Raw genomic sequence first — 12,554 nt, forward strand, 5'->3', positions numbered from 1 at the left:
GTAGGGTATACTTGAAATAAAAAATGGCGGCTCAAGGAACTTAATCCCTGCGCCGCCATTTTTCTTCGCCTTACATGTCAGGCATCTACGGATTGCTTGCTCTGCACTGAACCTGTATGGTCTACTTCCCGCTTTCTTTTATTCGTGGAATATAGAACAAATAGGAGAATAAACCATACAGGCGTCAATAATAAGGCAGGACGTGTATCTTTTGCATATAGCATAATTATAAGGATGACAGCAAACAACGCCAGGACAACATAATTGATAAATGGGGTAAACGGTGCTTTAAACTTCGATTTTGCCTGTAATTCCGGCTTTGTTCTCTTATACCGTAAATGGCAAATTAGAACGATACCCCAAACCCATATAAAACAGATAGCACTGATTGTTGTTACGATGCCAAAGGCTTGCTCTGGAATAAGCTTGCTCAAAAGAGCTCCCACGGATAGGACAAGCGTGGATGTCAATAATGCGCTGCTTGGTACATGATTTTTATTCAGTTTTGCAAAACTGGCTGGAGCCTGGTTATTCTTGCCCAAATTATATAGAATCCGGCTTGTTGAAAACATCCCGCTGTTACAAGCAGATGCGGCAGATGTTAATACGACAAAGTTAATAATTCCTGCGGCAACCGGTATCCCGACTAAACTGAATGTTTTAACAAAAGGACTTTCTGACGGATTCAGCTCCGTCCACGGGTTAATGCATAATAGGGCGATAATTGCCCCAACGTAGAAGAACAGAATTCTTAAGGGAATTTTATTGATGGCCGAAGGAATATTTTTTTCCGGATTAGCTGTTTCCGCTGCCGATACCCCCACCAGTTCCACACCGACAAAGGCAAACACAACCATCTGGAAGGAGAGCAGGAAACCCGAAATTCCGTTTGGAAATATTCCCCCATGTCCCCAAATATTTTTAAGTGAAACCGTTCCTGCATCTGTTTTGAAGCCGATCACCAGCAAAATAACCCCAATGGCAATTAATGCGAGAATAGTCACCACCTTGATTAGCGCAAACCAAAATTCCAGTTCCCCGAAGTTTTTTACCGTTAACAGATTGAGTCCTAATAAAATGATTAAGCAGATGACTGCAGGTATCCATTGCGGGATATCGAACCAATATTGCACATACACCCCAACAGCGATGATATCAGCCATAGCCGTCATGATCCAGCAAAACCAATATGTCCATCCGGTTATGAACGCCGCCCGCGGTCCAAGATAATCTTCAGCAATGTCTGTAAAAGATTGATATCCTGCTTTAGACAACAAGAGCTCTCCCAGTGCCCTCATAACGAAAAAAACAGCGATACCCACAATTAAATAAGCAAAAATAATGGATGGCCCTGCCAGTTGAATAGCTTTACCCGATCCTAAAAACAGTCCGGTACCAATAGTGCCGCCAATTGCAATGAGCTGAACATGCCGATTCTCTAAGTCTCTCTTTAATTCTTGTTGTGCCAAGATTAGCTCCCCCTCAATATTTCTTTCATGTGAAAAAACGAACAAGCAATAATGCCAATAAAAAAAGAGATTGGATACGCTCCAATCTCCGGGTCATAAGAATAACAAATAATATATGCTATTCTGATTATTATCAGGATAACAAATAAATTATTCAGTACTCTTCTGTCCTTTTGCCTGAGATTGTGAACCCTTCGGCGCCGTGAATTTCCACGGTCTCTCCAGAAGCTGCTCCTGCTATAGTGTGATCCATAGCAATCATAGCTTGCGAATATTCAGTTTTTAATGGTGTGCCGCTTTTAATTTTTTTCAATACTAAACCTAGTTAAATGTTTTGTCAACGATAATAAATACAATGGAACGAATCCGGTGCCGATGTATTTCTTAATTCGCCATTTGTCCGGCCAGTCGCGGCTCCTTCATCTGCTCACGATCCGGGACAGAGCCGGATGCCGGTTGCAGCAATTGCATTACCGTCTGCGCGCAGCGTTCCGGCTTGTAGACAGGCTGCGGATTCAGCCTTTTCACTTTCCCGTAGCCGCTGATCCCCGTGCTTTCGCCCGCAACCCGGCGGAACCATATGTCCAAAGCATCCCCGGAGGCCAGCACTTCACCATATCCGTTTTTGACGAAATATTCGCAATTTTTTGCTTCCTGCCCGGGCAGGGATTCAAAAAACAGCATCGGCAGCCCCTTGGCCAGCCCTTCGGTACAGGTCATACCGCCCGGCTTGGTAATCAGCAGGTCGGATGCATCCATCCATTTGCTTATCTCACGGGTATACCCGAGCACGATGATATTGGGATGGTCAAAACGGGGATCATTCCGCAGCTTGGCAGCCAGTTTAGCGTTGCTTCCCACGCAGCATACGATCTGCACACGCTCCCTCCAGGCGGCGAGCCTGGAGATGAAATCCTCTTTGAACAACAGTCCCCAGCCGCCCCCCATCACAAACACGGTAGGCATATCCTTGATGGCCAGTTCTGTTCTTACGGCCTGTTTGTCCCGGACGCTCCAGAAATCGGGGTGCACCGGAATGCCCGTCACCTGAACGGCTTCCGGCTTAATGCCGCGCTGGATCAGCAAAGCGCGCACTTCCGGCGCGGATACGAGGTAGCGGTCCACACCGGGCGTAATCCATGAACTGTGCGCATCATAATCGGTAATAACCGTGTAGAGCGGAATGTCCATGCCGGACCTCTTCAGCCTGGAAATGATCGCGCTGGGAATGGGGTGCGTACAGATGATCAGGTCGGGCTGCAACTGTTCTATGACCTGGGCCGTATGGTGATAGAACATTGTGTGCAGCGCCATCCAGGAGAAGCGTCCGACCGGCTTTTCATATTTCATGCGGTACATCATGCCGACCAGGGTCGGACTTGTATTCACGGTCGCGCGATATGCGGACAAAATCAAAGGAGCCGCCGTAGGATTTAAAAAGGAACCCAGCTCCATCACCTTCGTTCGAATGTTCCGGTCCATCTTTTTTAATCCGGCAGCCAACGCGTAACCAGCCTGAGTATGACCGCTTCCGAATCCTTCCGAGAGAATCAGCACTCTTGTTTTGCGCATCGTTATCACCTGCTCCTTATTATCCGCCGCCAATCGGGCAGCCTTATTTTCCGTCAACCAACTCTTTTACAAGTTTATTCCTTCTGCAGCGCAAACAAAATGGTCTGCGGACCGGTCCTGCGGCTGGACTTAAGTCGGGGAGGAGGACAGAACGCACCTTTAGCCGTACGGATGATCATCCGTACGGCTAATATCGTTTTACTCTCCTGCCAGCTTATTGATTATTTCCAGATCTCTCCGGCAATCTTACATTCATTTTGTTAAATCACGGCAGCTTTCCCGTATGATTAATTCCGTAGGAACAAGTATTTGCAAGTGAGTTGTTCGTGTCTGCTCAATTAGATCAACAACTGAGGAAATTGCGATCCTGCCCATAAACTCTGTCGGTACACTGACGGTCGTCAATGGCGGCGTTGTATATTGCGATGTTGGATGCCCATCAAGACTAACAATACTCAGTTGCTCAGGGACGCTGATGTTGATTTCTTTCAAAAATTCGAGAGCCCCAAATGCAAGGGGATCGTTGCCAAAAAAGATAGCCGTAGGCAATGGTCCCTTTTCGTATATCTGTTTCATTAGCTTATATCCTCCATTCGTCCCGTGCTCACCAATATATATATGGTTAGGATTAAAACCTGAGTAACTGGACATAAAACGCAGTAAAATCTGATCTCTTCGATTTTCCAAAGGGATATCGCAATTTTCATGCGCTCCAATAAAAGCGATATCCTGATGCCCACAGGCCGTCAGATATTTCAGTGCGGAATGGATGGCATTGTGCGTGTCAAACCAAACGGAATCAAAGCGTATACAGTCAGGATTTCTTCCAATAATAACAATAGGTATGTCTGACAGAGGCGATGTCATTTCCTTGATTTCCTCGTTAGTATAATTACCGATGATGATCGCGCCGTGCAGCTTTTCAGAGGCAAGGCTGGAATAATTAAATACACTAATCAGATCAATTCCTAACTGGGCGGATGCTGTTTCAATCCCGCTGCGGATGGAAAAATGAAAGCCCTGCCTCAATTGGCCCTGGTATACATTGGGTCTGTAAACGAGTGCCAGTCTGTAATTTTTCAGTGAATGCCGCTCAAAAACCTTTCTATAGTTCAACTCTTTTGCAATATCCAGTATTCGATTGCGCGTTTCATCTGAAACATTGAGGCTGCTATCCCTGTTTAGAACTCGGGAAACAGTCGCGGTTGAGACATTTGCTTTTTGGGCGATATCTTTTATGGTTACCATGCTTTCACTCCTGAGATGATAGTAAATAATTTACTTACACATTTTAGTATAAGAAAAAAGCTTGCCAATGTAAACTCCCGATATAAATCCTCTACTTTGTACACCTACTGTTTTTGATGTTTTTTTACAAAAACGACGATTTCAGAAAACAAATGCTTGCTAAATTAATATCACATCAAGTAATTATTTTTTCGTATTAGGTAAATAAATTACTAAAGGAAGTGATCTATCATGAAGGGTTTTCCCCCTCCGCGGCGATGGAATGAAATTATGTTGGGTTATGCATTTCTATTTCCGTCTTTATTGGTAATTGGGATGTTCATGTTGTACCCAATGGCAAAATCCGTTTTTCTAAGCTTTTATTTAACGAATCCGCTTGGACAGCTCTCTTCATTTGTTGGACTGGGCAATTATAGAGAAATTTTGTTATCGGACCAGTTTTACAAGAGTCTCTATGTTACTGTTTTGTTCGCCATGTATACCGTTCCGGCAACTATATTAATTGCCTTAGTACTGGCAGCGCTAACCTTTCAGGAAATCAAAGGAAAACGAGTCTATCAATTCATTTTCTCATTACCTATGGCAATTTCAGTGGGAACAGCTTCCGTCATTTGGCTGTTGCTTTATCATCCGAGCACCGGAATGCTCAATCATTTTTTAGGGCTATGGGGGGCAGGGCCTATCAACTGGCTGACCGATCCGAAATGGGCGCTTTTTTCTGTGTCCGCAGCCACGATTTGGATGCATCTGGGATTCGCTTATATAACCCTGCTTAGCGGGTTACAGGGTATTTCAAAAGAAATTTTCGAAAGTGCAAGAATGGATGGCTCCGGTCCGCTTCGAACGTTTTGGCAAATCATGATTCCCTTAGTATCTCCAACATTGTTTTTTCTCGTGATTGTATCCATAATCGGTTCATTTCAAACATTTGGTCAAATTCATATTCTTACAAAAGGCGGGCCTATCCATTCCACAGAAGTCATTGTCTTTTCCATTTATCGTGAAGCCTTTATGAATTTCCAATTTGGTACGGGCAGCGCTCAGGCTATGGTACTGTTTGTGATCATCATGCTTCTGACGCTTGTGCAATACTCCGTCCTAAAAAAGAAGGTGCATTATCAATGAAGCATCGTTTGAAGCAGCTCATTCAGCATGCAGTGCTGCTTGCTGCAGGGATTATCATTCTGTATCCTGCCGTCTTCGCGCTGATGTCTGCATTTCTTCGTCCCGAAGAGGCTAATCAGTATCCACCGCGTCTATGGCCTTCCAGTTTTTATCTTAACAATTTTGAAACAGTTTTGAATTTTCTGCCAGTTGGAAGATTTATCATGAACAGCTTTATTGTGTCCATTATCGTATTGGCCGGACAGTTGATTACATCAAGCCTTGCCGCATATGCCTTTGCATTTATGTATTTTCCCGGTAAAAAACTGCTATTCTCGTTGTTATTAGCTACAATGATGATCCCTTGGGAGGTCACAATGATTCCCAATTATTTAACGGTAAAAGGGCTTGGCCTGACAGACAGCTATGCCGGCCTTACAATCCCTTTTCTTGCTGCCGCCTTTGGAACCTTCATGCTTCACCAAGCATTTTTGCAATTGCCCCGCGACTTATTCGAAGCGGCTAAAGTGGATGGCTGCGGGCATGTATACATTTTTACGAGAATGGTACTCCCACTGTCACGCCCAGTACTTGCTTCTCTTGGCATCTATGTGTTTTTGAATACATGGAATACGTATTTATGGCCTTTGCTCATCACGAACAAACCTAGTATGCGAACCGTCCAGATTGGCATAGCAATGCTGCAAGTTGAAGAGACTACTTCCTGGAATTTGATTTTAGCCGGTGTATCCATTGCAATTTTGCCCTCCCTCTTCCTGCTTGCCTTTGGCTTGAAGCAACTGGTTCAGGGCATTACAACCGGTGCAGTAAAAGGATAGACGGCCTAACTTAGGATGAAAGCGCCGCAGCTTACTTCTTCGTGCGCATAATCATAATCTATGAATTAAAGGAGAGTCAGAGTCAATGAACATTTTGATCACAAAAAGAAAGTTGGTTGCACTGTCGCTAATCTTATTATTAATCACATCTGCTTGCACAAAGGTCAGCCCGGAAAACAAAGGGAATGCCACAAATGCAACTGACAACGGCCCAGTGAATGTAGTGTGGTGGCACGCTATGGGCGGAGAATCGGGAAAAGCACTTGACAAGCTTGTTGCCGACTATAATGCCTCTCAGAACAAAGTTCATGTAGAACCGATTTATCAGGGCAGTTATGATGAATTACTGAATAAGCTGAAGGCCTCCATGGGCAGCAAGGATGAGCCCACCATGGTGCAAGTGAATGAAGTCAGCAGCAGGTTCATGATTGATTCCAACGCAATTACTCCAATTCAACAATTCATCGACAAAGATAAATTCGACGTCACGCAGTTGGAACCGAATATCACATCCTATTATTCGTTCGACAATAAGCTGTACTCCATGCCCTTTAACGTATCCACTCCTATTTTGTACTATAACAAGGATATGTTTAAGCAATCAGGGCTTGATCCGGCTAAGCCACCCCAAACCTTTGATGGTATATACACTGCTGCCAAGGCAATGACGAAAGATGGCACAACGGGCTTGTCCATTGCCATCAGCGGTTGGTTTATGGAAGAATTTTTTGCATCTCAAGGTGCGGAGTATCTGAATAATGCCAACGGCCGCAAAGCTCCTGCCACGCAATCATTATTGAATGAGAAAGCAGGACTTACAACATTGGAATGGTGGAAGAAAATGAACGATGAGAAGGTCAATTTGAATTTGGGCCGTAAAATAGCCGATACAAGAAAAGCATTCCTTGCCGGTCAGATCGGAATGACTTTCGATTCCACCGCTGCTCTAAAAGGAATTGTAGATGATGCAGGCGGAAAGTTTGAAGTAGGTACAGCATTCTTCCCGAAACCTTCGGATTCCAAGGATGGCGGAGTTGTAATCGGTGGCGGAAGCCTCTACATTATGAAAAATCAAGAGGAGCAGGTGCAGCAAGCAGCTTGGGATTTCATCAAGTATTTGGTTGGTCCGGAGCAACAAGCCTATTGGCACCTGAATACCGGCTATTTCCCGGTTTCCGTTGGAGCCTATGAACTGGAGACTGTGAAAGAAAATATGAACCGATTCCCTCAATTTAAAACGGCTGTTAACCAATTGCACGAAACCAAGAACAACGTCGCCACCCAAGGCGCAGTGATGGGCATATTCGCGGATGCACGCCTTACAGTGGAAGATGCTATTGAAGGTGTGCTGACGGGAACAAAAATGCCGAAGGATGCTCTGGATTCTGCCGCCAAAGAAATTGATAGCAAGCTAGAAAAATATAACAAAACAGTGCAGAAATAAAAGCTTGCACACTGGAACGGAGATAAACAATGATGTATGAAAACTATATTCAACAGTTAATTCAGGATTACGAAAAAAATATGGTTAACCAGCCGGAGGAATGGACTATATCCCCAAAGCTATCGGATAAAGTCGATATGAATGGTGAATTAAAAAGTTTTTTCGGAACAACAACGGTCATTAAATTAACGGAGCAGGATAGGCAGGTCTGCAGTAATGTCCAAGCAAAATTATTGGACCATACAGTGGATATGCTCGCGCCTTTAGAGCCATCCACATTTCATTTAACCATTCATTCGTTAAGCAATATGACCACTGTATCCAGAGATTTGGAAGCCATTCAAAACAGTATTGAGACGCATCATGAGAAAATTAAAGCTGAATTAGGACGAATTTACGAATTGTATCACAATGTTTCTATTCACATGAGATCGCTTGGTCCAAGTACAATAGGCAGGGAAGTCATCAGTATTAAATTTGCCCCGGGCAGCCAACGCGATTATGAGCTTCTCCTAGATTTGAAGCAGCGATTTAATGCCATTTTTCCGTTACAGGCCTTTTTTATTCCACATGTATCCTTAGCTTATTTTAAGCTCATAAAATTTACTCCCGAGCAGATTCAGGCGCTATATGACGCCATGCGAAAACTTCATGCACCGCAGTTTAGTATTGATCTAGATGTAAATAAGTTAGTGTACCAATATCATTATACGATGAATGATTACAGAGATATCGACATTTAATCGGACTTAATAAACCATTTTTAATCACAATCAAGCAGCAAAAGGCAGCCTGTCAAGGCTATGTTAATACCTTGACAGGCAATTTCTATTTCTGCCCATGTTTAGCTATAGCTGGAATGAAGTTCTCTTTCATACTGCTGCTGGGCGGCAAATATTGCATCCGGGATATCGTCCATTGTAAAGCCTTGGACAAGGTATTCGTTAAGCCGCTCTGTTGCCCAGCGTCTGAACTGCGTACCTCTGTGAGAACGAACGCGATAACCAACGGCATAACTCCGCAATCGCCTTTTGGGTCATCCATACCGTTCCATTTTCCAACTTCACGTCAATCTTGGTATTCCCGTCTTCCGTCTGATATATTAAAATCCGTATTGTTATCCATTCAAATTTCACCCCGTATTATGATTTCATTCAACACATGCAATCATATGTTCCCATTTTATCACAGTTAAATGAAAAAAAATACACCTCGTAAGGTCTGATACTCCTCTCACGAAGCGCTGTGCAATTTCTTACATTCATTTTCGATTAGCCAAAAGCAACAATAAGTCGATACTTCCTACCACTTATCTCAGGGTGTGTTTTGATAAACATTTCTTCAATTATTTAAGCTCTAGCCTCTGCTTTACCTCTACTTTTCTGGAGTATGTAATTATCTCATTTATTTACATTCGCTAAATTACGTAATATAATAATTACGTAATAACATAATTACATTAACTGTAAAGGATGGTGACCCCAAATCGTGTCTCGTGACTTAAGCAGTGAGATTGATTTACTGAAAAAACAAATGGCAGACCTTCAACGATTAGTTCATCAGTTTCTTTTGGAACGAAAGCCAGCAATCAATCTTCCTGAGACTACACATAAAGATTCAGTTAATGAGGAAATCGATCCAAGTGCTATTTTCTACTCCGGTCATCTTCATCTAAACGGACAACGGGTTAGATGGGAACCGCAAGAACGTCGAATGCAACAATTACTTGGAATAAATAGCGAGAAAGCGGCAAAAGTTCTAGCTGCACTTGGCAATAAGCAACGATTAGACATATTAAGATCTGTGCTTAATGAACCTCTTTCTGGCTCAGAACTTGTTGACCGCTTAAACATGGGTACAACTGGTCAGCTTTACCATCATCTCAAGGCGTTACTAGGGTCAGATTTATTAGTTCAAGAACCCGGTGGAAAGTATGCCTTTCCTAATCACCGTTGCCTTCCTCTTCTTTTGTTGTTAGCGTCTGTCGGTGACTTGCTGGATACAAGTGACTATATCGATATGATGGAAACACGTAATAATGCGGGGATGTATTTGGGGACACAACAGGACTTCGATATGCATCACCTTCTTTGGGCTGTTGTAGAAAACTCAATACTTGAGCATAAAGCAGGACATTGCAGTGAAGTTGGAATCTTCCTACATGGTGATGGAGGTGTCACTATTACTGATAACGGAAGAGGTATACCTGTTGGAGCACTTCCTGACACAGATATACCAGTTGTCCAATCTATTCTAACTGACGTCAACCGGTTTAATAGCAGTGCACCATTTCAAGTTCCTGGAGCTGAAAAAGGTATAAGCATTGCAGTAGTTAATGCACTTTCACAGAAGCTCACAGTTGAAATTCGCCGTGACGGCAAGATTTTCCGGCAAGAATATAGGCATGGTGTTCCTCAGTCTGGATTAATGACAGTGGGAATATCGAATGAATCCGGCACAAGTGTTACTTTTATGCCGGAACCTGACTTGTTTGGAGTAGGTTTCGACCGTAGCAGACTGGATTTACGAAAAAATGAACTCACAACCGCTTATCCAAGCCTCTCCATCAATATTCATGATTAAAGCATATTCAAAAGGAGGAATAATCATCTATGACTACTGCTGAATCTATCCATAGTGTAGAGGATATTCTAAATATGCTTGACTCCTTCTTTAGAGAAGAAGGACAGTGGTGGGATAAATTTTATGCAGACAGAAATAAAGGCATCCCTTTTTTTGTAAACGCACCTGATGAAAACTTAGTTCAATACTTTCATCAAGGGCGTATCAAAGCTGGAAGGGTCCTTGAGTTAGGCTGTGGGGCTGGTAGAAATGCTATCTATATGGCTAAACATGGTTGCTTCGTTGATGCGGCAGATATTTCTCAAGAAGCAATACACTGGGGAATAGAACGTGCTAAAACAACTAATGTCGATATTAATTTTCTTTGCCAAAATATTTTTGACCTCAAAATTGAGTCAGAAATCTACGACTTTATTTATGACAGTGGATGTTTCCATCATATTTTGCCACATCGTAGAGTTAGCTTCCTCAATATGGTGATCAAAAGCTTGAAGCCGGGCGGGTATTTCGGCTTAACATGCTTCGCATTAGGAGACATGGGTGCAGACATGACGGATTGGGAAGTTTATCGACAACGAAGCCTAAAAGGTGGATTAGGTTATACCGAAGAAAAAATTAAAGCCATCTTTAAGGACTTTGAATTAATTGAAATTAGACGTATGCAAAAAATCGAACAACCTAGCTCATTATTCGGTGAATCCTTCTTATTGACAGCGTTATTCAGGAAGAAATAACATAAAACTTAAGGTGAGGGATATCCTGAATCTATTTTGATATGAAATAATCACGATAAAGCGGATAACGCAAAAAAACGATCAGAGAGCATGCCGCGGCAGCTCCCTGATCGTTTATTGAACTACCGCACACGTTAGCCTAGCGGAACCGGTATCTTGCCGTTAAATCTCTCGTCCGGCATTCATGACCGTGCTATACATTTTTTCCGCTTCAATTGGACTTTCTTTTGCCGTCATATGGTGTGGAATAACACGGTAAACTTGAACCGGTCCGCCGAATACAGCCGACCTATATTTGTCCACATGCTGCTTCGACAAGGGGCGGTTATAATAGCCGGGTACGTATTTATTGATCATTTCCTGAAGTACATGGGTGGCCTCATCCAAATCTGTAATTGGCTCTGCTTGTCCAAATATCATTACGCTCATATAAGCCGTATCCGTTTTGGCAGGTACCGGGTCTGTGATGGTTCCGTATTCCTCACATACCGTAAAACATACCTCTGGATTTTCACTCATAACATGATTACGTCTTCCATCTCCGGCCCCGTGAAAATAGAGCTTCCCCTCAGTCCACACATAATTAAGCGGTACAACATAGGGCAGGTTCCCATCAACCAACCCAAGATACCCAATTCTCGCTTGATGAAGGAAACTTTCAATTTTCTCTTGATCCCGACATTCCCTGATCTTGTAACGAACCGAATTCATTTCAAAATCTCCCCTTTCACTGTTATTACGGTAGTGTATCAGTGAATCGATTGCGTTAAAACTTCCAAATATTGAGGTTACGACCAATCCATAATTAGTATTTTTTGATTGGATCTCACATTCGAATCCACTGCCTGCTCATTGGAAACTATACTTAATAATTCAGCAGGCAATAGAGTGAAAATGTAATATAATGGATACTATCAACTAGACTGAAGGGAGGTGTGAAAATTGCGCGTCAGACCAATCGTATTAGGGCTGGCTACACTTCTAGTGAGTTCATTCATACTTATGGGCACAATAAAAGTCCAGGCTGCTGAGACTAATCAGGTGATACCAGTAACTGATACGGTAGAAGCTATTGTTCCAGAGTATGTTGCTGATCGTTTAGACCATCCAGATGTAATTTATACGGAAAATGGAAAGTATGAAAAAAAGCAACTGTCTGTATCAGATTTTAATCAAGATGAAGTAACGTATGACGCTACAAAGACGACTGCTGAAACAGTGGCTATCGTTGATTATGATGCTACTTACATTAAAGTAGCAGAAAAAAACTAAAAAAATAAAATAAAGAGCAGTCCTGTAACTGGATCGCTCTTTGTTTTATACTCTCGCTTAAGCATTGCCATAGTAATTCCATCCTCCAATAAGTCACGCTTTCTTCAAATTCCTCCATCTTGAGACCGAAAAATGATTTCTAAGCTGAACAATCGAGTAGGAGGGGGCGGTAGGCCCCCGTCCTCTCACACCACCGTACATGCGGGTCCGCATACGGCGGTTCCAAAAGTTAACAAAGCTCCAGATAACGTGAAAGCAAACTTTTCAGCCCTCTCGCTTCCCAGTAGGA

Annotated in this window: 12 protein-coding genes and 1 riboswitch; of the genes, 7 read left to right on the plus strand and 5 right to left on the minus strand. The window is 42.9% G+C overall.

Features of this window, described 5'->3' with window-relative positions; all coding sequences use genetic code 11:
* Positions 1-77: 77 nt before the first annotated feature.
* The 3 genes from AC0LWN_RS16440 to AC0LWN_RS16450 form a co-directional block, all read right to left on the minus strand.
* A complete protein-coding gene (locus tag AC0LWN_RS16440; protein WP_474667088.1) occupies positions 78-1,469 on the minus strand; it encodes an amino acid permease in 1,392 nt (463 codons plus the stop codon).
* A 155-nt stretch (positions 1,470-1,624) separates the two neighbouring features.
* Positions 1,625-1,704: riboswitch (glycine riboswitch) on the minus strand.
* 149 nt (positions 1,705-1,853) lie between these two features.
* Positions 1,854-3,041, minus strand: coding sequence for an MGDG synthase family glycosyltransferase (locus tag AC0LWN_RS16445; protein ID WP_474667090.1), 1,188 nt, complete (start codon positions 3,039-3,041; stop codon positions 1,854-1,856).
* Between the two features lie 252 nt (positions 3,042-3,293).
* Positions 3,294-4,289 carry a LacI family DNA-binding transcriptional regulator gene (locus tag AC0LWN_RS16450; RefSeq protein WP_474667092.1) on the minus strand — a complete coding sequence of 332 codons (996 nt, stop codon included), beginning with the start codon at positions 4,287-4,289 and terminating at the stop codon, positions 3,294-3,296.
* A gap of 231 nt (positions 4,290-4,520) precedes the next feature.
* Between AC0LWN_RS16450 and AC0LWN_RS16455 the strand changes: the two genes are divergently transcribed.
* The 4 genes from AC0LWN_RS16455 (at position 4,521) to AC0LWN_RS16470 (ending at position 8,419) form a co-directional block, all read left to right on the plus strand.
* Entirely contained in the window at positions 4,521-5,414 is an 894-nt protein-coding gene (locus AC0LWN_RS16455; protein ID WP_474667094.1) for a carbohydrate ABC transporter permease, read from the plus strand.
* A complete protein-coding gene (locus AC0LWN_RS16460) occupies positions 5,411-6,232 on the plus strand; it encodes a carbohydrate ABC transporter permease (RefSeq protein ID WP_474667096.1) in 822 nt (273 codons plus the stop codon). Before AC0LWN_RS16455 ends, AC0LWN_RS16460 begins: the two co-directional genes overlap by 4 nt.
* An 85-nt stretch (positions 6,233-6,317) precedes the next feature.
* Positions 6,318-7,676, plus strand: coding sequence for an ABC transporter substrate-binding protein (locus tag AC0LWN_RS16465; RefSeq protein WP_474667098.1), 1,359 nt, complete (start codon positions 6,318-6,320; stop codon positions 7,674-7,676).
* 29 nt (positions 7,677-7,705) lie between these two features.
* Positions 7,706-8,419 carry a hypothetical protein gene (locus AC0LWN_RS16470; protein ID WP_474667100.1) on the plus strand — a complete coding sequence of 238 codons (714 nt, stop codon included), beginning with the start codon at positions 7,706-7,708 and terminating at the stop codon, positions 8,417-8,419.
* Positions 8,420-8,520: 101 nt separating this feature from the next.
* Here the strand turns inward: AC0LWN_RS16470 and rhuM are convergent, their stop codons facing one another.
* Complete coding sequence (gene rhuM, locus AC0LWN_RS16475) at positions 8,521-8,700, minus strand: RhuM family protein (RefSeq protein ID WP_474667102.1); 180 nt, start codon at positions 8,698-8,700, stop codon at positions 8,521-8,523.
* A gap of 464 nt (positions 8,701-9,164) precedes the next feature.
* On the opposite strand from rhuM, the gene AC0LWN_RS16480 reads away from it, so the two are divergent.
* Positions 9,165-10,259, plus strand: a complete 1,095-nt coding sequence (locus AC0LWN_RS16480; RefSeq protein ID WP_474667104.1) for an ATP-binding protein — start codon at positions 9,165-9,167, stop codon at positions 10,257-10,259.
* 29 nt (positions 10,260-10,288) lie between these two features.
* Complete coding sequence (locus AC0LWN_RS16485) at positions 10,289-10,993, plus strand: class I SAM-dependent methyltransferase (RefSeq protein WP_474667106.1); 705 nt, start codon at positions 10,289-10,291, stop codon at positions 10,991-10,993.
* A 162-nt stretch (positions 10,994-11,155) separates the two neighbouring features.
* Here the strand turns inward: AC0LWN_RS16485 and AC0LWN_RS16490 are convergent, their stop codons facing one another.
* Positions 11,156-11,704: a pyridoxamine 5'-phosphate oxidase family protein gene (locus AC0LWN_RS16490; RefSeq protein WP_474667108.1), complete on the minus strand. Its 549-nt coding sequence runs from the start codon at positions 11,702-11,704 to the stop codon at positions 11,156-11,158.
* Positions 11,705-11,935: 231 nt separating this feature from the next.
* Here AC0LWN_RS16490 and AC0LWN_RS16495 point away from each other — a divergent pair, with 231 nt between their 5' ends.
* Entirely contained in the window at positions 11,936-12,265 is a 330-nt protein-coding gene (locus tag AC0LWN_RS16495) for a hypothetical protein (RefSeq protein WP_474667110.1), read from the plus strand.
* Positions 12,266-12,554: the final 289 nt, after the last annotated feature.

It is taken from the genome of Paenibacillus sp. sgz302115, from assembly GCF_056120445.1.

What these genes read in the sequence shown, in the direction of transcription:
- AC0LWN_RS16445 (WP_474667090.1), bottom strand. Translation starts at nt 3,041, where the DNA reads ATGCGCAAAACAAGAGTGCTGATTCTCTCGGAAGGATTCGGAAGCGGT.
- AC0LWN_RS16460 (WP_474667096.1), top strand. Translation starts at nt 5,411, where the DNA reads ATGAAGCATCGTTTGAAGCAGCTCATTCAGCATGCAGTGCTGCTTGCT.
- AC0LWN_RS16450 (WP_474667092.1), bottom strand. Translation starts at nt 4,289, where the DNA reads ATGGTAACCATAAAAGATATCGCCCAAAAAGCAAATGTCTCAACCGCG.
- AC0LWN_RS16455 (WP_474667094.1), top strand. Translation starts at nt 4,521, where the DNA reads ATGAAGGGTTTTCCCCCTCCGCGGCGATGGAATGAAATTATGTTGGGT.
- AC0LWN_RS16485 (WP_474667106.1), top strand. Translation starts at nt 10,289, where the DNA reads ATGACTACTGCTGAATCTATCCATAGTGTAGAGGATATTCTAAATATG.
- AC0LWN_RS16470 (WP_474667100.1), top strand. Translation starts at nt 7,706, where the DNA reads ATGATGTATGAAAACTATATTCAACAGTTAATTCAGGATTACGAAAAA.
- AC0LWN_RS16465 (WP_474667098.1), top strand. Translation starts at nt 6,318, where the DNA reads ATGAACATTTTGATCACAAAAAGAAAGTTGGTTGCACTGTCGCTAATC.
- AC0LWN_RS16490 (WP_474667108.1), bottom strand. Translation starts at nt 11,704, where the DNA reads ATGAATTCGGTTCGTTACAAGATCAGGGAATGTCGGGATCAAGAGAAA.